The following is an 18,929-nucleotide window of genomic DNA, read 5'->3' on the forward strand; positions in this document are numbered from 1 at the left end:
CTCTCTTTTCGTCGCGCGTTACAACCCTGCCTAGCTCACCTTTGCATCATACTCGGTTTTAAAAATGGCGATCCCTAGCAAATTTATAGGCCTGTACATTTCATCGGTTCAATGACAGCGCAGGCAGACGTGCTGTGTGCGGCGGGTGGGCCAGTTTCAAAGTTTTCATATGATTGGGGTCAGAGCATCCCTGGGTTTACATTCTTGTTTGAAGCTACCCTAACGGTATTTTTGTGAACAGTTGGTGAGTCTTGAGGCGGAGAATACCTTTTTCCCTGAGATTTGAGAGTCCCGTAAGACTTGAGAGTTCTAGGAGGATTGCATGCCTGAAATGAGGTGATGGAAGGTACGCTGATTTTTGCGAGGAGGGGCTTATCGCAAAGGTATAACTTGGCGCGGGCTTGTGGTGAGGGTAGCGTTAGAGCTTCTGTGACACCATATTACCCCCATAATGGTGCAGATGTACTGGTAGAATGACCGTGGTGACTGAACTTAAAGAAAAGAGCATTCCGGAAATCAAGGAGATGCCGAAAGGTCTTCAGGCTTTGATTTCGCGTGCGGGAAAATCCAAGAGCTTACCGCCGATCCATTTGTGGAACCCGGATTTCTGCGGAGATCTGGATATGCAGATCAAGCGGGATGGCTCCTGGTACTACATGGGCACGCCTATTCAGCGTGAAGCTCTGGTGCATCTGTTCTCAACAGTGTTGAAGCAGGAAGAAGACGGAAAGTACTATCTGGTCACGCCGGTTGAGAAGATTGGTCTGACTGTCGAAGATGCACCATTTGTAGCCGTAGAGATGGATATTCACCAGCAGGACGGACAGCAGGTGATTACCATTCGGACCAACTGCGGTGATGTTGTTGAGGCTGGACCTGAGCATCCGCTGCGCTTTGTGCAGAGGCAGGAAGATGGCGGGCTAAAGCCTTACATTCTTGTTCGCGATCGGCTGGAAGCGTTGTTTGCACGTACGCTGGTGCATGAGCTTGCTCCGCATTTGCAGGAGCGGGAAAGCCCGGAGGGACGGGTTGTTGGCATCGAAAGCCATGGTGAGTTCTTTGTGGTGGACACCGTGCAGAACCTTGGATTTTAGAAAGACACATTAGGACGGCGCATAATCTTGTCTGAGTTTACAGCAGAAAATTTCAGATCCCGGGTTCTGGATCGGCTGGACGGCCAATCCTACGAGCCGGCTGGCGATCACCTTCTCAATCCGGAGATTGAGGACTATGGGGAGGATCTGGACAAGGTGCGCGATGCTGCGGTGCTGATCGGGATTGTTGATCGTGGTGCCGAGGCTTCCATTTTGCTAACCCAGCGCACCGCTCACTTGCGCTCTCATGCCGGACAGATTGCGTTTCCCGGTGGCAAGATAGATGCGGAAGATGATGGTCCTATTGGTGCAGCCTTGCGAGAGGCGCATGAAGAGGTTGGGCTAGATTCTGATCTGGTGGAGATCGTGGGTGATCTTGGGCACTATTACACCGGTTCCGGTTATCGTGTTGTGCCGGTTCTGGCCACTGTCAAACCGCCTTTGATCCTCTCACCCAATCCGGCGGAAGTGGATGAAGTGTTTGAAGTGCCTTTGTCTTTCCTGATGAATCCTGAGAACCATCAGAAAAAAAGCGGAGAATTCAGAGGCAAAACGCGTTACTATTACGCCATGCCATTTGAGCAGCGTTACATATGGGGTGTCACCGCTGGCATCCTGCGCGTGCTTTATAATAGGGTTTATGCCTGATGATACGAATGCTCCTGACACATGGGTTGTTGTTCTTTGTTCCATTCATTGCCTACGCCGTGTGGGTGATGGTTGTGCGCAAGGCAAAGAGTGACAAGCGGTTTCGCGATGGCCCGATGTTGTGGTTGAGCATCACAGGCATTGCTCTTGTTATCGCCAGTCTGGTGCTGCTTGCTGAAACAGGCCATGCACCGCTTGGGTCACAATACCGGCCCGGGCAAATCATTGATGGCGAGTTTGTTCCGGGTGGATACGAGACACCTCAGAAATGACCAAATTACAACAAAGAGGCTGGCTGGATAGCTCTGCTGTTCAGCGTGCTTTTGACGTTCTGGAACAGGACGGCGATGTGGCGCGCGCAGTTGGTGGAACCGTGCGCAACTCCCTGCTGGGTGAAGTGGTGGATGACGTGGATATCGCCTGCACTGCTTTGCCTGATGTGGTTCTGGCCAGAGCAGATGCTGCTGGTGTGAAGGCGATCCCGACAGGTGTTGATCATGGCACTGTGACGCTGGTGATTGAGAGCCAGCCGATTGAAGTGACGTGCCTGCGTGAAGACGTGGAGACCCATGGCCGCCACGCGACGGTTAAGTTCGGGCGTGATTGGGTGAAGGATGCGCAGCGGCGTGACTTTACCATGAACGCGCTTTACGTGGATCGGCATGGTGAACTGTTTGATCCGCTGGGCGGGTTGGATGACTGCCTCAACCGACATCTGCGGTTTATTGGAGATGCGCGAGCGCGTATTCGTGAGGACTATCTGCGTATTCTGCGGTTCTTCCGGTTCTTTGCCACGTATGGGCAAGGAGAAATCAATGCGGATGGCTATGCGGCCTGTGTTGAGCTGAAGGATGGGCTGTCACACCTTTCCAAAGAGCGGATTACTAAGGAAGTGCTGAGAACGCTTGGCGCGCCCCGAGTTCTGGATGCTCTGGAACTGATGGAGCAGGGCGGTATTTTGCAGCTCATTCTGGGTGAGGGTGCGGAGAGTGCGTGCCTAGCACGATTGCTTGAGCTGGAAGGATTGCCGGAAGCTGCGGATGAGCCAGTGCTGCGGCTTGGCGGCGTTGCGGGAGCAGCTGTTTCGCAGCATCTGCGGCTTTCCAATGCGCAGAAGAAGCGGATTGAAGTTGCTGCTGAGATTGCAAAGGCTTTGCGTGTCTCCGGTCATCAAATGCAAGAGCTGAAGGCACTGCTGGTTGCGCATGGAGCTGATGCGGTTGTTGATGGTGTTTTGACGGCGTGGATGAACGGTGATCTGCAGGATGAGGCCGTGCTGAGAGAGCTGTTGGCGTTTGCGCAGGACTGGGAAATCCCGAGCTTTCCGCTGACTGGCAAGATGATGATTGCTGGTGGTATTCCTGCCGGGCCAGAGATGGGTGCTGCCATGAAGCTGGCGCAGCAGATCTGGGCTTCTGCTGATTATCAGTGCTCAGCGGAGGAGCTGATGGCGAAGGTGAAAGCTGCCGTTGAAGATAAGGCGGACTGACCATGAGCGTGAAGCTGCGTGGTCATCATCTGCTCTGTGTGCTCACATTCATCGGGCATGGTTATTCGCCTGCGTTCTCCAAAAACTACAAGGCTGTGGTGAAGCGGTTGAATGCTGGGGAACCGGTTGAACTGGTGGACGGGCCGGATGAGATCTGCGCGACTTTGATCCGCGAGGAGACTGAGCCGCATTGCTTCAATTGCAGTGTGGTGGAACGGGACAAGGCGGCGGTGAAGCTGGCCTCCCAGATTCTAGGATCTGAGCTGCATGTGGGGGATGAGCTGGTGCTGAACTCGCGTTTGGTTGGGAAAATGCGGGAGGCATATGCTGAGGGGAATTTCAGAAAAGCCTGCGAAAACTGCGAGTGGGTTCAGTTCTGCGCTGAAATTGCCTCATCTGGCTATGAAAAAGTTCTGCTGCGCAATCCAAAACATCACTGAAGCGGTTTGCTTTTGTTTTGAAGGGCTTAAACGATCTCTGAGTTTCTCAGCAGTGCGTATTGCCCTTTGAAATTTGGATTCTACTTTTCGCGAATACGCTTTGGTCTTCAAATTTTAACAGAATGCCCCCATATGGGGTGCAACATGAGTTTACGGGCAGGTTTAGGGGTTACATGCTTGCATTGAATAAGTTTCCAAGGTTTCTCACCTTGCTGGTATTTTCGATCGGTCTGATCTTTGTGACTGCGGATTTTGCTGAGGCGAAGCGCGGGTTTAGTTTTGGTAGCCGTGGCTCTCGCAGCTACTCTGCGCCGAAAGCGACCAAGACTGCGCCGAAGACAGCTCCGGTTCAGCGGACCATGACACCAAACAATGGCACCAACACTGGTGCTCAGCAGTCGAATGCTGCAGCAGCTTCCAAGGCAGCTGCAGGCCAGCAGCGTCGTGGCTTCTTCGGTAGTGGTTTCCTGGGCTCCATGCTGGGTGGTCTGGCACTGGGTGGTTTGCTCGGCATGCTGTTCGGCACTGGCTTTGGCGGAATGGCCGGGTTCTTCGGTCTGATCGTTCAGGCGCTTCTGATCGGTGGCGGTATCATGTTGCTGATGCGTTTCCTGCGGAGCCGTCAACAGCCGCAAGCTGCCGGTGCTTATGGGCATCATCAGCAGCAGGCACAGCAGAGCCAGCCGTTTACCTTTAATGATGCAGGTGCGCAGGATGCGCCGCGTCGTTCAGGTTCCTCCGGCATTCCAAACACCGGTTTCGGTGGTGGTCAGGCGCCTCAGTTTGAAGAGCAGCCTGTGTTCTCAACTGAAGCTGATGATGAGATTGGCCTGACAGCGGATGACTTTGATGCGTTTGAAGCGCTGCTGACAACCGTCTGGACTGCATATGGTTCTGAGGACTACGGCAAGATCCGTGAGATCGCGACGCCTGAAATCATGGGCTACTTTGCAGAGGAGCTGGGCAAAGCGGCTTCTAACGGTCTGATCAACGAAGTGCGCGACATCAAGTTGCTGCAGGGTGATCTGACTGAAGCGTGGCGTGAAGGCGACAAGGACTATGCGTCTGTTGCAATGCGTTATGAGTCCATTGATGTGATGCGTGAGCGTGCGACCAATAAGGTTGTTGAAGGCAACGCTGATGTGCCGGAAGAGCGGACTGAGATCTGGACCTTTATTCGCGGTGCTGGCGAAAACTGGCAGCTCTCAGCGATCCAGCAGGCTGGCTAATCACAGCAGACATAATGCAATAGGAAAGGGGCCTCGCGGGCCCCTTTCTTTGTTTTGTGGTTCGATGGGTTGTGTGCTTATTAGACTGTGACAGAAAGCTTTACATCGATGTTGTTGCGTGTTGCGTTTGAGTAAGGGCAGACCTCATGGGCTGCTGCGACCAGCTCTTCCGCTTTGGCTTTGTCCATGCCCGGTACGGTGACTGCCAGTGCAATTTCCAGACCGAAGCCGCCTTCAGAGCGTGGGCCAATGCCGACTGTTGATTCAACATTCACGTCTGCTGGCAAAGTCACGCCGGACTGCTGAGACGCTACAAACTTCATAGCTCCGATGAAACAGGCAGCATAACCAGCAGCAAACAGCTGCTCAGGGTTGTTGCCTTCTCCACCTGCGCCGCCCAGCTCTTTTGGCGTTGCAAGTGTCAGTTCCAGAGCACCGTCCTTTGTTTTTGCAGTACCGTCACGGCCACCTGTGGCAACTGCGCTTATTTCATAAAGAACGTCTACTGGCATTTTGTATTCCTCGTTGTTGTTATGTATCGTGCACGATTAAATCCTGTGCGATATAGTTAAGAAGAAATGTAGGGTGCTGTCAATCAAAACGTGAATTAATCGTGTGCGATTTAGTTTGACGGCTTTTGTCTTGATGGGTAGAACGGGGAATGAGGATGTTACTCAGGACTGGAATACGGTGATGGCCGAGAAGAAATCAGAAGAATTTCAAGGCTTTGGATTAGATCAGCATTTGTGCTTTGCCATCTATAAAGCAAACCATGCGTTCAACCGCTTCTATAAGCCGGTGATGAAGAAGCTTGGTGTCACCTATCCGCAGTACATCACTTTGCTTGCTCTTTTGGAAAAAGATCATCAGCGTGTTTCTGAGCTGGGGGAGCGTTTGTTCCTTGAGTCGAACACGTTGACTCCCTTGCTGAAACGTCTGGAAGAGATGGGATACATTGCCCGCACACGCTCTAAGGAAGATGAGCGGCAGGTGATTGTGAGCCTGACCAAAGAGGGGCGGGGCCTGAGTGATGGCGTGATTGACGTGCAGCACTGCGCGTTTTCCAACCTGGATGTGCCCGTGGAGACAATCAGGCAGCTGGTTGGTCAGCTCAACGGCATTCAGGAGATGCTGACTGAGGCCAAAGACAAGGTTTCCAGCTAGGTCGGAGGTCCGTTGGGCAGCATATCCTTTTCAAAGGGATCGCGGCCATGCTGGTCAAATAGGCAGCACAGCTCCTGCACTTCTTCTTTTAGCAAGACAAACTGGGAAAAGCCGACGAGCTCTTCATCTATGTGAATTGGAGAGACGGTGACCAGAATGGTGGTGGTTCCGTATGGATTGGCCACGTAGCGCACCGGGTCTTTGCGGCCATCTCTAAACAGCTGCAACATGGCATCAAACCGCGGGTTGGTGATGGACCGGCGATGATTTTCCTTCACGTTGTGCCCGATGTGGCGCGGCTGGCGATCCAGATTTTCCGAAGCCCATTTGTTGTAGTAGAGCAGCTTGCCGTCTTTATCGATGATGGTGACGCCGATGCCTGCTTCTTCGAGCAGGCGATCCGCCCAGCCTGACAGCTTCCATGCTTCCAAGATGCGTTGATCGGTGACTTCTGGCAGTTCGTTATTATTGTCAGTCATGCCTGCTTACTCGCTGTTCGCTGGAACTCTAGCGAAGGCGAGTAAGCAATTGCTTTCAGAAATAGTCGGGTTTTCGCGGACTTAAGAGAATGCGGCTGCTGCTTTGAACTTGCGTTGGCGTGCCCAGAGAATGCCCAGGGAACCCGCTGTCATGATAACCCCAGCCAGAATGGTGATCGGATTGGGCACCGCCTGGGGCAGGTAGTCGGCTTTGTCTGCGATCAGCTCAAACAGCAGAGATGTGAATGGCAGAGCGGCGATGGTGGCGACGTAGTTCTGGCTGCCGACCAGATTGATGGCCTGCATGGACAGGAACATGGAGACACCGCGCAGGGTGATGCCAACGGCAATGGCTGCCAGCCACATGGTCGGGCTCCAGACCTGAGTGAGGTCAATGAGGGGCAAGTTGCTTATCCAGTCTGCTGTGCTCTGGGTGGCGGGTCCATCGGTGAAGAGGGAGAGGCCAGCAAGGCTGATGAGCATGATGAGGGCGCTGGCAACCAGCATAACGCCGCTGAGGGAGGCGCGCTCCTGAAGGTCATCGCCCTGATTTTGCGGGTGATACTCTGCGATAACCACTGAGGCGACCACAGCGAACTCCGAGAAGACCATCAGGTAGACGGCTGGGTTGGAGTAGGTGCCTTCAAGCGTGGAGATGAGCAGGACAACGCCCAGAATGATGATGATGTGGCCGGGAATTTCCAGAAAGGACGGCAAGCGGAAGAAAAGGACCGCGAAGACCAGTGCTGAAAACGGCACGGAGACGAGGCCGAAGAAGCCTGCGTTTGCGGCGCTGATGTAAAGCAGTGAGGCTGTGAAGCAGGCTGCGGAGAGGACGCGGGCAATGCCGTACGCCCATGTATAAGGGCTTTTGAGCGCGTCCATGGTGGCGCCCAGTTTGCGGCTGATGGCGATGAGGAACAGGCCGCCAAACATCAGCTGGATGATGGTGAAGATCCACGGGTCGAGGTTGTAAGCGAGCAGCAGGCCCTTGCTTATGACAATCAGAAACGCCCAGCTCACCATGGTGGCAAGGCAGACAATCAAACCTTTGGGGGTCAAACTCAGTACTCCTCTCCGACGAACTCGCCGGTGATTTTCAGGCCATCAATTCCGGTCTGGCCGTTTTCTTTATAAATGCGCCTTGGGTATGCCCCTGCATGATTGGCAATATGATCAGCAAGTTGTTCAGAATGGGTTACGAGCCAGATCTGGCTGCGCTCTGAGGCTTTGGCAATTACTTTAGCAAGTGGTTCCAGCAGATCCGGGTGGAGGCTGGCTTCCGGTTCGTTGAGGGCAATGAAGGATGGCAGGCGGTAGGACAGCATGGCGCCGAGCAGGGCGAGATACTGCAGTGTGCCGTCTGACAGTTCCTGAGATGGGAAGGGGCGGCGGATTTCTGGGGTTTGCAGTGCGAAGCGGCAATCCTGCCCGTTGGCTTCGATGATCAGTTTGCTGTCTGGGAAGGCGTCGTCGACTGCTTGTTGCAGGAAGAAGGTGTCCTTCTGGATTTCCTTTAGCGTCGCAAACACTGCTGCCAGATCGCTGCCGTCTGAGGAGAGTGTCGGCGTGGTGACATTGGGGCTAGGGCGGCGGAGCAGGCTGTCCCGGTCACTGCGGAATGTGTGGTAGAACCGCCAGTCGGTAATGGCGCGGCGTACCAGATCCAGCTCAGGAAACTGGCTGCCATCGCGGATGCTGGCGAGAGCGGTTTCAGAAGGCAGCAGCTCGTTGTCGTAGGTGACTTTGCCGCCCTTGCTGGACCTTAAGAACGCACTGGGGCCTTTGCGCTGCATCAGCACAACCGGCTTTTTGCCAGTCAGGAGCGTGAGTTCTTCGTCTCTGACCATGGTTTCAAAAGGCAGGGCTGGGTCAGAAATCGGGTTAGGCAGGCCCAGCTCGATCCGGTAGGACAGATCCCCCAGATCAGCGCGCAGGATGATGCGTTTCTTTTCGTGGGTCTTCAGGTCGCCCGCCCACATGACGCTGTCCACTCCACCTTCCTCTGAGACGGCGCGGGTAATGCGGCCCAGCGCTGCCTGCTGGAGCAGCTCCAGAGACTTGTAGAGGTTCGTTTTGCCAACGCCGTTGTTGCCGACAAACACGTTGACGGCGCCAACTCGCATGAAGAGCTTATGTACGGACCGGTAGTTCTCTATGCCGATCGCGGAAAGAGGGGGCATGGCCATGAGGTGAAACTTTTTTGATATATCTTCGGTAAGTATGGTTGAGAATAAGCAGGTTGGATTGAGATTGTAAATTGAACCCGAAAGTTCATGCACCGGAAATTCACGTTTTGTTCGCCTGTGGTTGAGGTAGCTCTTTACTTCAAGGGTGGGTTGTTCAAACTGCTTGGTGTCTTCGTTTGTTGCGTTCTTCTTTCAGGAAACCGCAAGGGTTTTCGGAACTGCGCTTTGGAGGAGAGTTTCGATGTCTGCTCAAGATTCTGACAGCATGCGGCAGGAATCCGATAGTTTTGGTGTGTTGGATGTTCCGGTTGGCAAGTACTGGGGCGCGCAGACCGCACGTTCCCTGATCAACTTTCCTATTGGCCGAGAGCATTTGCCGCCTGCGCTGATCCACGCGCTGGGTGCGGTGAAACTGGCGGCTGCCAAAGTGAACATGGAAGAGGGGCGCTTGCCTGAGGATCTGGGCAAGGCCATTTGTCAGGCTGCGACTGAGGTGATCTCCGGCAAGCTGGATGCGCATTTTCCGCTGGTGATCTGGCAGACGGGCTCTGGCACGCAATCGAACATGAACACCAATGAGGTGATTGCGAACCGGGCTATTGAGCTGCTCGGCGGGCAGATTGGCAGCAAGTCTCCTGTGCATCCCAATGACCATGTGAACATGGGGCAGTCCTCCAACGATACGTTCCCGACAGCGATGCATATTGCAGCTGCCTGTGAGATCAACAAGGTGCTGCTGCCTGCGCTGGTCCATCTGCATGACACGCTGGAAGCCAAGGTGGCGGCGTTTTCTGACATCGTGAAGATTGGCCGTACGCATACACAGGATGCGACGCCTCTGACACTGGGGCAGGAGTTCTCCGGTTATGTGGCGCAGCTGGAGTATTCCAAAGAGCGCATTGAGCAGAGCCTTGTGGGGCTTTATCGCCTTGCACAGGGCGGCACAGCTGTTGGGACGGGGCTTAACTCAACACCCGAGTTTGCCAGTGCGTTTGCCACCCATGTGAGTGAGGTGACGGGCCTGCCGTTTGTGACGGCGACGAACAAGTTTGAGGCGCTGGCGACCCATGATGCGGCGGTGTTTGCCCATGGTGCGCTGAATACGCTGGCGTGCTCTTTGATGAAGATTGCCAATGACATTCGCTTCCTGGCGTCCGGGCCTCGGTCCGGCCTGGGTGAGATCAGCCTGCCTGCCAATGAGCCGGGCTCTTCCATTATGCCGGGCAAGGTGAACCCGACCCAGTGTGAGGCCGTGACCATGGTCTGCGCGCAGGTGATGGGCAATCAAACAGCTGTGAGTGTGGCTGGTGCAACGGGGCACTTTGAGCTGAACGTGTTCAAGCCCGTGATTGCCAACAGTCTGCTGCAGTCCATCGAGTTGCTGGCGGATTGCATGGTGAGCTTTGCGGACCGCTGTGTGGTTGGCATTGAGCCGAACCTTGATCGTATTGAGGAGCTGATGGAGCGGTCGTTGATGCTGGTGACAGCACTGGCGCCGACGATCGGCTATGACAAGGCAACCGAGATTGCCAAGTCTGCGCACAAGAACGGTACGACCCTGAAAGAAGAAGCGCTTCGGTTGGGCTATGTGACTGCCGAAGAGTTTGACCGGGTGGTGCGGCCTGAGAAGATGGTCAGGCCGGGATAGGGCGCTCTGAGCCCATCATGATATCCAGCGTTTGTGCCAGGCAGGCCTTTGTGTCTGCCTGATCCAGCTGTTCTGCGCCAATTAGTGTGGCGTAGAGGATCTGGGCGTTGATTTTGGCGTGCTTGCGGGTTTGTGGAACCTGAGAGAACAGGCTCTCGACATACTCCAGACGGCGGCGGTCGATCTTGGTGGTGTAGGCGCGGGCGAGCTCATCAAACTGGGCCCAGTTTCGCAGGGCGTTTGAGACACCGTTGGCGCCGTATTCTTCCGAGACCTCACTTGCTGCAATCTCAATCAGATCATAGAGGCGCTGTTTCGGGTCCGGGCTGCCAGCATCCACCTGCGCGATGATCTGCTGGGTGGCGAGTTCTTCCCAATGATCCAGCATGGCGGTTTTGAGAGCGGCGACGTCTTTGAAGTGCCAATAGAATGAGCCTTTGCTGACCTTCAGCTTTCGTGCCAGCACTTCTGCCTTGAGGCCTTGCGGACCATCAGAGGCTAGAGAGCGGAAGCCGCCTTTGATCCAATCAAGCGCTGTGAGTTTGGTTTTCTCCGTCATATTTTCACCATACGCTACCGTATTGACAAGATCCAGCAATAATGTACCGTACGCTACCGTATGGAATCAGAAATGAGAGAACTCCAATGAATAAGTGGCTGTTGGCTTCCGGAATACTGTCTTTACTGCTGGTGTTAGTGCATGTGTTTCTGGGTGGGCCAGAGATCCATGATCCTGTACTGGGCAGTGATCTTCATCCTGTGGTGATTGCGGTGCTGTCGGTGGTCTGGCACGGGATCACGGTGGTGATGCTGGTCAATGGTGTGTTGCTGCTGGCTGCGGCCTTCAAGAGCGAGTTGGCAGCGGGTGTTGCCTGGGTGGTGATCGGGCAATATGGCGGGTTCACCTTGCTGTTTATCGCTTACGGCCTTTCTCAGCTGGGCAACCTGATGGACATGCCGCAATGGATCTCCTTTATCATTATCGCTGGCTGTGTGGCGATGGGTTTGCGCAAGGCGGGCCGCGCACCTGCTTTGCAAAGGGCTGCTGCCTGAGTGGTTGAGACCAGCGACGCCTAAAGCTTCTGCATGTTGACATTTTGCGGAAATCGCCTTTATTGTCGGCGCAGGTCGGCAGTTCCCAAGGCGTCGCTGCCCCGAAAGGGGAGCTAAACCTGCCATTCACTTCGAGAGTAATCGACATTCATGTCCGATGCCGCTTCGCAAGTCAGCGACCACGAAAAGTAAAATGCGGCTCGAGAGGATTTTTCAATGTCGAGAGTCCCGGTCCCTCTTCGTTCGCCTGATATCTCCACGTTTGCGCGCAGTGTTGCCCGCCAGATGAAGTCACGCGGTGATGCTCCTTCTCATGTGGAGCTGATGAACATGCTCGCCAAAGCGGCGGGCTTTCAAAACTTCCAACACTTAAGAGCATCGCATTCCGCTGGACGCCGCCTTGATACGGAGCCGGTTGTTGAGACGGTGGATCATCGGTTGGTTGAGCGTGGGCTGAACCAGTTTGACAAGGCGGGGCGGCTGGTCAGCTGGCCATCTCGTCGGCAGGTTCAGGTGCTTTGTCTTTGGCAGTTGTGGTCTCTTATTCCGGCTGGTGCATCGCTTCGGGAGAAGGAGATCAACACTGTGCTCAATGACGCCCATTGTTTTGCAGACCCCGCGTTGCTGAGGCGCGAGCTGTTTAGCCTTGGGCTGCTGCATCGTAATCGGGATGGTTCCGATTACAGGCGGCAAGAGCAGCAACCACCGCTGGAAGCGCGTGATCTGATTAAGCGTTTGAAGGGGAGACGTTTGGAAAGTGAAAGCGGCAGCTCTGCCCTGTCGTTCATCGTGCGACCGAGCATTTAGCTTGGCTTTCACTGCCATTTAGACAGGAGGCTTCCCGACTTTTGGGTCGGGGAGCCTCTTTCGTTTTCTGGCTTATGGCCACTTTACCACGGGTGGCATGGAGGACAGGATGGAGGAGACGTTTCCGCCTGTCTTGAGGCCGAAGATGGTGCCGCGGTCGTAGAGGAGGTTGAACTCCACGTAGCGGCCACGACGGACCAGCTGTTCTTCGCGCTGTTCCACTGTCCATGGGGTCAGGAAGTTTTTGCGCACCAGCTTTGGGTAGATGTCGAGGAAGGCGTTGCCGACAGATTTGGTGAAGGCAAGGTCTGCGTTCCAGTCGCCGGTGTTGTGGCGGTCGTAGAAGATGCCGCCGATGCCGCGCGCTTCTTTGCGGTGAGGCAGATAGAAGTACTCGTCGCACCACTTTTTGAAGTGATCGTAGTCTGCGCCCGGATGATCAACACACGCTGCCTTCATGGCCTCGTGGAACTCAACGGTGTCCGGGTCTTCCTGTGTGCGGCGTGCGCTGAGCACAGGGGTGAGGTCTGCTCCACCACCGAACCACTGCTTGGTGGTGACCACCATACGGGTGTTCATATGCACTGCCGGTACATTTGGGTTGTGCATGTGGGCGATCAGGGAGATGCCGGAGGCCCAGAACCGTGGGTCTTCGCTGGCACCTGGGATCTGGTCGCGGAACTCTGGAGAGAACTCGCCGTGCACAGTGGAAACGTGGACGCCAACCTTCTCGAACACACGGCCGTGCATCAAAGACATGACGCCGCCGCCGCCATGGCCGCCGCTGTGGTCTGTGCGCTCCCATGGGGTGCGTTCAAAACGTCCGGCTGGCTGGTCTGTGAGTGGGCCGTCCTGCTCACCAACTTCTTCTTCCAGCTGCTCAAACGCGGCGCAGATGTTATCGCGCAGCTGAGTGAACCACGCAGAGGCTTCTTTCTTCTTGTCTTCCAGATCTGCCGGAAGCGTGTTCTGTGTGTCGCTCATCGTCCCTCCTAGAGCGCTAAATCTTCTTTGTTGCTCTGTTTAATGGAGTGCAGCTGCGAAGTACAGGAGAGGTGGGGGCTGTTATTGCGGCTGAGTGAAGACGACGGGATACTTTTCCGGCTGCACATAGTTGCCGTCGCATTCCGGTTTGGCGCGAAACTCAAGAAGGTGCGGGTAGCCATCTGGTGTGAAGCGGTGGACCTCATAGGTTCCGCAATCGCCCAAACCACGTCCTTTCATGAAGCTGGTCAGATCGCCTGTCTTGATGTCCCAGACACCATTGAAGACCACATGCGGATCATCGCTGTCTTCGTTCTGAGGGCGCTTGAAGCTCAGCAGCTCGGCGTCCTGTGGTTTGTGGGAGTCCACACGCACATAAACATGGGCTTCATTGTACGGACTTATGGAGCAGGCGAACTCCAGCACTTCGATGTTTTTGCTGAACTGGAGGCGGTAGTTGCCCAAGGTGTCGTAAGCCTGCTTCCAATCGCAGGGATAGGCCTGATCCAGCAGCCCCAGATAGCGGTTTAGGATTTTGGGGTCGTTTTCTCTCACAGGTTCAATGGGTTCTGCCAGAGTGGGGTTTGCCAGCAAACTGATGGAGAGGAGGGTAGCAGCCAGTGCTGGGGACAGGGTTTTAGACATGGCGGCTTTCCTCTTTGATGGCGTGGTTTTGCCTGAGGATGCCGGTTTCGGATTACGCTTGCCTAAAAACTTTTGGTTTACTGCGGGCTACCAGTTCCAGACGTGCTTTAACGATCTGTTTGGTTGGCGTTACATGGCTGGGTAGATCAACGGGTAATCGGTGGGTTCGCGGAACTTGCCGTCGCAATTTCGCTTGGCACGATACTCTATGAGTTCCAGATAGCCATCTGATGTGAAGCGGTGGACTTCGAAAGAGCCGCAATCGGAGAGGCCACGATCTACGGTGAAGCTGGTAAGAGCGCCGCGGTTGAGGTCCCAGAAGCTGTTAAAGAGGATGTACTTGCTGGTGACCGGTTGCCCCTTGGGCCGCCGCAGTGCAATGAGCCGTGCAGGCTGCTTGCTGCCCTTGATCCGGCGGATGTAGAGGTTCGCCAGATTATGCAGGCCCACGGTGCAGGAGAACTCCAGCACCTGAATGCCATTGCCTAGATCGTAGAGGTTATACCGCTCCGTGTGTGTGCATCATGCCAATCGCAGGGGTATATCTGGTTAAGCAGGTGCAGGTGCCGGTCCAATTCTGCCTTGTCGTGCAGGTTGGGATAAAGTACCGGCTCTATCGGAGCGCCTGCCAAAGCGGGCAGGGGGATAACGAGAAAAAGTGCAACAGAGAATAGATGAGCAATTTTTCTCGAGACACTCTGAAACATTGCAAATTAAACCTAAACAGCGCAAAGCAACGCAATAAATAACGCACCTAGTCTAGGTTGTATTTTATTTAAAAACAATCTGTTTGACGAAGGGCTTCGCCCAGCACCATTCCGGTGGAAACCGCCATGTTGAGGGAGCGCATGCCGTTCTTCATGGGAATCAGCAGTCTGGAATCGGCAAGCTGATGGATTTCTTCAGGTACACCAGAGCTTTCGCGGCCCATCAGGATCAGGTCGTCTTTTTTGAAGGCGAACTGGGTGTACGGGCGGGTTCCCTTGGTTGTCATGAGGATAAGTCGGCGCTTTTCCGCCAATTGCCATTCACGAAAGCTCTCCCAATCCATATGGCGTTGGAGTTTTGCGCGCTCGATGTAATCCATGCCTGCCCGTTTAAGTGCATGATCTGACAGCGGGAAGCCTGCCGGTTCGATCAGGTGCACCGTTACATCCATGCAGGCGGCCAAGCGCAACAGGGTGCCGGTGTTCTGCGGAATGTCTGGCTGATAAAGGGCAATATCTGGCATGGCGCAGTGTGCTCGCTGTAAGATTTTCGTGAGGGGCTTATGGAAGCATCTCTTGGGCATCTAGAGGAACCCGGTGAAAATCTCCAGAAAAATCATAGAGTTTGTTGATAGGTGACGCGTTTCGCTGGGTGAAACCTAATCAAATTCAAGAGGTTCCATAGGAATTCGTGATATATGTTGCGAAAAAGATACAGTACACCCTAAAGTGTTTTTCCGGAATTTTTGGGGCTAGGCATGTCTCCGCCTTTGTGAGTATAAGCATCTCGCACCGGCCGAGAGCCCTCTTCTTACTTGACGAGACTCTCCGAGTTGCTGATCGCCCGATCAGCTATTTTTAACGTTGGAACCAGGGAGACATACATGAATACTGAATTTGTGCTCGTGAACGCTAATGTTCTCCCGGCAGTAGGCGCATGCGCTATGCATCCCACTAACTGCATTGCATTTGCCGTTTCCGCTTAAGCGGCGGCTTTCCAACACTTTACTAGCTCGTATTTTCTTAATGTAGCCCTCTTTACGGACGAATTGCGTCTGCGGCTGCATGCATATGTTGTCGGAGTATCTCCAATGATTACGTCATTTATCTGGGCGCAGGTCGCGTCCCGTGACGGTTCTGCATCTCAAATTCCGGTCGACGGTGGCCGGTATGTGCGTTCGGCTCGGTCTGAAAAAGTAACTTTTTCTCAAAGCCTTATGCACGCATTCTGGTTCTTGATGATTAGTGCTGGAATTGCATTTTTCACAATTGTTCCAACGCTTTACGCTGAGTTGGCTGCGGTTGAAATTGTGAAAGCAAACGGAACCTATGAAGCTGGCTCTCTGTTTAAGGGGCGCTTTGTTGACACTTTGGTTGGCGCTTTTGCTGTAGGTATCGGGATTGCCAGCGTTATCTGGAGCTTTTCCGGTTCTCCACGCGATAACCGTGATCCATACGAACGAGATGAGCGGCTGCAGTAAGCAGCCGTCATCCTCTTACCATGTTGACGTGGTAGCGCAGCTCGCAAACCAAATATCTTAATTGGGATTTGTCATGTTCTCGTATTTTGAGAAGCTTATTGATCCATTTAAAATGGAAGAGATAGAGACTCCTCCAAGTAAGTTTTGGGGCTTTATCTGGTATTATACTAAGCCAGTTTCTTTATTGCTTATGATTATTGCTTTCTTTGCAGCGGGTATTGCTGTTTTGGAAGTGGTTATATTTACATTCATGGGTGATCTTGTTAACTGGCTGGGAACTGAAGATCCAGAGACGTTCTTTGCTGATAACTGGGGCCATCTCATCTGGATGGGTGCGGTTCTACTTATTATTTCGCCCCTTACTTCAGCAGTGTGGGAGATGTTCTTTCATCAGGGTCTTGTCGGCAACTATCCGATGTTGATCCGTTGGAAAGGGCATCGTCAGTTACTTCGTCAGAGCTTAAGCTTCTTCCATAATGACTTTGCGGGTCGTATCGCTAACAAGTTGATGCAGACTTCTTTGGCTGTCAGGGAAGTTATTACGCGTATAGTCGATATCTTTGTCTATGTGATTGTTTACTTCCTGGCTGCTCTTGCTGTGCTTGCAAGTGCGGACTGGCGTCTTGCGCTGCCAATGCTGGGTTGGTTGGCTTCCTACTTCCTGGTCATGTACATCTTCGTGCCGAAGCTGAAGCGGATCTCCAAGAAGCAGGCAGACGCGCGCTCTGTGATGACTGGCCATGTTGTTGATGCATATACGAATATCTCGACCGTAAAGTTGTTCTCGCATGCTTCTCGCGAAGAAGATTATGCCAAGGGCTCCATGAGCACGTTCATGAACACGGTGCATCGCCAGATGCGGAACGTGACCTTGCTGAACATCTGTCTGACCGTGATCAACAACCTGCTGCTGCTGACGCTTGGGGGTGTTTCCATCTGGCTCTGGAAGGGCGCATTGGTGACGACCGGCGATATCGCGATTGCTATTGGTCTGGCATTGCGCCTGCAAGGTATGTCTCAGTGGATCCTCTGGGAAGTTGCTGGTCTGTTTGAGAATATCGGTACGGTTCAGGATGGCCTGGGCATGCTGTCTAGACATACGGAAGTCACGGACAAGGACGATGCGAAGGAGCTTGTGGTTTCTGATGCGGAAATCCGCTTTGAAGATGTGAAGTTCCATTATGGCAAGGGCAGTGGTGTTCTTGAGAACCTGTCGCTGAACATCAAGCCGGGCGAGAAGATCGGTATTGTTGGTCGTTCGGGTGCTGGTAAATCTACGTTGATGAACTTGCTGCTGCGCTTCCATGATCTGGAAGGTGGCCGGATTACCGTTGATGGTCAGGATATCTGCGCGGTGACTCAGGAAAGTCTGCGTCAGCATATTGGGGTGGTGTCTCAGGATACATCTTTGCTGCATCGGACTATTCTGGAAAACATCACTTACGGCAAAGACGGTGCGACGTTCGAAGAGGCGCAGGAAGCGGCTCGCCGGGCGCATGCGCTGGAGTTTATCGAGGGGCTGAAAGACCCAGAAGGGCGGACTGGCTTTGATACTCTGGTGGGTGAGCGCGGTGTGAAGCTTTCTGGTGGTCAGCGTCAGCGTGTGGCGATTGCGCGTGTGCTGCTGAAGGATGCTCCGATCCTTGTTTTGGACGAAGCGACCTCTGCTTTGGACTCAGAAGTGGAAGCTGCAATCCAGGAAAGCCTGTTTGAATTGATGGAAGGTAAGACGGTTATTGCAATTGCCCACCGACTTTCCACAATTGCGGCAATGGATCGCCTGATTGTCATGGATCAAGGCAAGATTGTCGAAATGGGTACCCATGAGGAACTTTTGAAATCCGAAGGTATCTACGAGAACCTCTGGAACCACCAATCTGGCGGTTTCCTTGCACAAGTTGCCGCTGAATAGGGATTCTTGACAGGGAATCAAGCGGTTTAAACCAAAAGTGGTTCGGGGCGAAATTGCGTCTTCTGGTCCCCGAACCACTCGACTTTTGACTCATATTCACGTGCCAAAAACTCAATTGTCCCTGTTTTTTGTCTCTTATGCCCAAATTGTCTGCGACAATAAGTCCCCAATTTTTTAACGAGTCTAGACAAGTGCGACCATTGGTGGCAGATAGCATCCGTCAATATAAGTGCGTATTTTGCGCATTTTCACCTACAGCTCTTTGTAGTGAGTAGATAGTGGTTGGTTTTACTAGCCGTGGGTACTGTCCTCTCAAGAGAGTTTTTAGGTGATCTCTTTCAATTTTGTTTCGAGAGGACGCGACCTTGGAACACACGGAAACGGCTGAACCGACACGCCGCGATTTTCTCTACATCGCGACCGGTGCCGTGGGCGCGGTCGGTGCGGGAGCTCTGGCTTGGCCCTTTATCCATCAGATGAACCCGGATGCATCTGCACTCGCTTTGGCTTCTATTGAAGTTGATGTTTCTGCGGTTGAAGTCGGGCAATCCATCACCGTAACTTGGCGTGGCAAGCCGGTCTTTATCCGTCAACGTACGGAGCAGGAGATCGCTGAAGCTGCAGCCGTTCCGCTTTCTGATCTGCCAGACCAGTTCGCACGTAACTCTAACCTAGAAGACGGTGCGGATGCGTCAGATGCAAACCGCGCAGCCGATGGCAAAGAAGCCTGGCTCGTCATGGTTGGTGTATGTACGCACCTTGGCTGTGTGCCACTTGGCCAGAAAAACGGCGACAACAAAGGTGAGTTCGGTGGTTGGTTCTGCCCATGCCATGGCTCTCACTACGACACCGCTGGTCGTATCCGTAAAGGCCCGGCTCCAGAGAATATGCTCGTGCCGCCTTACAAATTCACCACGGACGACACTGTCGTAATCGGCTGACGTGACCCCTTCAGGAGGC

General features: G+C 53.8%; 22 protein-coding genes. 13 read left to right on the plus strand and 9 right to left on the minus strand.

Annotation, left to right across the window (positions count from 1 at the left end; translation table 11 throughout):
- Positions 1–473: 473 nt before the first annotated feature.
- The 6 genes from JCM12308_RS20405 to JCM12308_RS20430 all read left to right on the plus strand — a co-directional run bounded on the left by JCM12308_RS20405 (position 474) and on the right by JCM12308_RS20430 (position 4,900).
- Positions 474–1,094, plus strand: a complete 621-nt coding sequence (locus JCM12308_RS20405) for a DUF1285 domain-containing protein (protein ID WP_014286771.1) — start codon at positions 474–476, stop codon at positions 1,092–1,094.
- Between the two features lie 27 nt (positions 1,095–1,121).
- Positions 1,122–1,742, plus strand: coding sequence for a CoA pyrophosphatase (locus JCM12308_RS20410; protein WP_008548117.1), 621 nt, complete (start codon positions 1,122–1,124; stop codon positions 1,740–1,742).
- Complete coding sequence (locus tag JCM12308_RS20415; RefSeq protein ID WP_208608786.1) at positions 1,742–2,014, plus strand: DUF6111 family protein; 273 nt, start codon at positions 1,742–1,744, stop codon at positions 2,012–2,014. The genes JCM12308_RS20410 and JCM12308_RS20415 overlap by 1 nt, the downstream gene beginning before the upstream one ends.
- Entirely contained in the window at positions 2,011–3,231 is a 1,221-nt protein-coding gene (locus tag JCM12308_RS20420; RefSeq protein WP_054784910.1) for a CCA tRNA nucleotidyltransferase, read from the plus strand. The genes JCM12308_RS20415 and JCM12308_RS20420 overlap by 4 nt, the downstream gene beginning before the upstream one ends.
- Before the next feature lie 2 nt (positions 3,232–3,233).
- Entirely contained in the window at positions 3,234–3,671 is a 438-nt protein-coding gene (locus JCM12308_RS20425; RefSeq protein WP_008547930.1) for a DUF1284 domain-containing protein, read from the plus strand.
- A gap of 209 nt (positions 3,672–3,880) precedes the next feature.
- Positions 3,881–4,900: a TIM44-like domain-containing protein gene (locus tag JCM12308_RS20430; RefSeq protein ID WP_244271971.1), complete on the plus strand. Its 1,020-nt coding sequence runs from the start codon at positions 3,881–3,883 to the stop codon at positions 4,898–4,900.
- A gap of 80 nt (positions 4,901–4,980) precedes the next feature.
- Here JCM12308_RS20430 and JCM12308_RS20435 read toward each other — a convergent pair whose 3' ends face one another.
- Positions 4,981–5,412, minus strand: a complete 432-nt coding sequence (locus JCM12308_RS20435; protein ID WP_054784912.1) for an organic hydroperoxide resistance protein — start codon at positions 5,410–5,412, stop codon at positions 4,981–4,983.
- Positions 5,413–5,593: 181 nt separating this feature from the next.
- On the opposite strand from JCM12308_RS20435, the gene JCM12308_RS20440 reads away from it, so the two are divergent.
- Entirely contained in the window at positions 5,594–6,064 is a 471-nt protein-coding gene (locus JCM12308_RS20440) for a MarR family winged helix-turn-helix transcriptional regulator (protein WP_208608787.1), read from the plus strand.
- Here JCM12308_RS20440 and JCM12308_RS20445 read toward each other — a convergent pair.
- The 3 genes from JCM12308_RS20445 to JCM12308_RS20455 all read right to left on the minus strand — a co-directional run bounded on the left by JCM12308_RS20445 (position 6,061) and on the right by JCM12308_RS20455 (position 8,732).
- Complete coding sequence (locus tag JCM12308_RS20445; RefSeq protein ID WP_054784913.1) at positions 6,061–6,543, minus strand: PAS domain-containing protein; 483 nt, start codon at positions 6,541–6,543, stop codon at positions 6,061–6,063. The genes JCM12308_RS20440 and JCM12308_RS20445 overlap by 4 nt on opposite strands.
- An 81-nt stretch (positions 6,544–6,624) precedes the next feature.
- On the minus strand, positions 6,625–7,605 hold the full coding sequence (locus JCM12308_RS20450) for an EamA family transporter (protein ID WP_054784914.1): 981 nt from the start codon (positions 7,603–7,605) through the stop codon (positions 6,625–6,627).
- 2 nt (positions 7,606–7,607) lie between these two features.
- Positions 7,608–8,732, minus strand: coding sequence for an AAA family ATPase (locus JCM12308_RS20455; RefSeq protein ID WP_008548010.1), 1,125 nt, complete (start codon positions 8,730–8,732; stop codon positions 7,608–7,610).
- A gap of 241 nt (positions 8,733–8,973) precedes the next feature.
- Between JCM12308_RS20455 and fumC the strand changes: the two genes are divergently transcribed.
- On the plus strand, positions 8,974–10,380 hold the full coding sequence (gene fumC / locus JCM12308_RS20460; RefSeq protein ID WP_008547491.1) for a class II fumarate hydratase: 1,407 nt from the start codon (positions 8,974–8,976) through the stop codon (positions 10,378–10,380).
- On the opposite strand, the gene JCM12308_RS20465 is transcribed toward fumC, so the two are convergent.
- Positions 10,367–10,939, minus strand: a complete 573-nt coding sequence (locus JCM12308_RS20465; protein ID WP_054784915.1) for a TetR/AcrR family transcriptional regulator — start codon at positions 10,937–10,939, stop codon at positions 10,367–10,369. The two genes, fumC and JCM12308_RS20465, sit on opposite strands and share 14 nt — an antisense overlap.
- Before the next feature lie 86 nt (positions 10,940–11,025).
- On the opposite strand from JCM12308_RS20465, the gene JCM12308_RS20470 reads away from it, so the two are divergent.
- Together JCM12308_RS20470 and JCM12308_RS20475 are read left to right on the plus strand one after the other, a co-directional pair.
- Positions 11,026–11,433: a hypothetical protein gene (locus tag JCM12308_RS20470; RefSeq protein WP_054784916.1), complete on the plus strand. Its 408-nt coding sequence runs from the start codon at positions 11,026–11,028 to the stop codon at positions 11,431–11,433.
- Positions 11,434–11,649: 216 nt separating this feature from the next.
- Entirely contained in the window at positions 11,650–12,240 is a 591-nt protein-coding gene (locus tag JCM12308_RS20475) for a DUF2087 domain-containing protein (RefSeq protein WP_208608788.1), read from the plus strand.
- A gap of 72 nt (positions 12,241–12,312) precedes the next feature.
- Here JCM12308_RS20475 and hemF read toward each other — a convergent pair whose 3' ends face one another.
- The 4 genes from hemF to JCM12308_RS20495 all read right to left on the minus strand — a co-directional run bounded on the left by hemF (position 12,313) and on the right by JCM12308_RS20495 (position 15,100).
- Positions 12,313–13,224 (minus strand): oxygen-dependent coproporphyrinogen oxidase, encoded by a 912-nt coding sequence (gene hemF, locus JCM12308_RS20480; RefSeq protein ID WP_054784917.1) that lies wholly within the window; start codon positions 13,222–13,224, stop codon positions 12,313–12,315.
- An 81-nt stretch (positions 13,225–13,305) separates the two neighbouring features.
- A complete protein-coding gene (locus JCM12308_RS20485) occupies positions 13,306–13,869 on the minus strand; it encodes a DUF1176 domain-containing protein (RefSeq protein ID WP_054784918.1) in 564 nt (187 codons plus the stop codon).
- Between the two features lie 129 nt (positions 13,870–13,998).
- Entirely contained in the window at positions 13,999–14,319 is a 321-nt protein-coding gene (locus tag JCM12308_RS30615; RefSeq protein WP_244271972.1) for a DUF1176 domain-containing protein, read from the minus strand.
- A 325-nt stretch (positions 14,320–14,644) separates the two neighbouring features.
- Positions 14,645–15,100, minus strand: coding sequence for a tRNA (cytidine(34)-2'-O)-methyltransferase (locus JCM12308_RS20495; protein WP_008547433.1), 456 nt, complete (start codon positions 15,098–15,100; stop codon positions 14,645–14,647).
- A 567-nt stretch (positions 15,101–15,667) separates the two neighbouring features.
- Between JCM12308_RS20495 and JCM12308_RS20500 the strand changes: the two genes are divergently transcribed.
- The 3 genes from JCM12308_RS20500 to petA all read left to right on the plus strand — a co-directional run bounded on the left by JCM12308_RS20500 (position 15,668) and on the right by petA (position 18,910).
- On the plus strand, positions 15,668–16,057 hold the full coding sequence (locus JCM12308_RS20500) for a hypothetical protein (RefSeq protein ID WP_008547746.1): 390 nt from the start codon (positions 15,668–15,670) through the stop codon (positions 16,055–16,057).
- A gap of 73 nt (positions 16,058–16,130) precedes the next feature.
- A complete protein-coding gene (locus tag JCM12308_RS20505) occupies positions 16,131–17,969 on the plus strand; it encodes an ABC transporter ATP-binding protein (protein WP_008547933.1) in 1,839 nt (612 codons plus the stop codon).
- A 365-nt stretch (positions 17,970–18,334) separates the two neighbouring features.
- Positions 18,335–18,910, plus strand: coding sequence for a ubiquinol-cytochrome c reductase iron-sulfur subunit (petA, locus tag JCM12308_RS20510; protein WP_008547658.1), 576 nt, complete (start codon positions 18,335–18,337; stop codon positions 18,908–18,910).
- Positions 18,911–18,929 lie beyond the last annotated feature (19 nt).

The sequence above is a fragment of the Pseudovibrio denitrificans JCM 12308 genome, from assembly GCF_001310815.1.
Taxonomy (GTDB): domain Bacteria; phylum Pseudomonadota; class Alphaproteobacteria; order Rhizobiales; family Stappiaceae; genus Pseudovibrio; species Pseudovibrio denitrificans.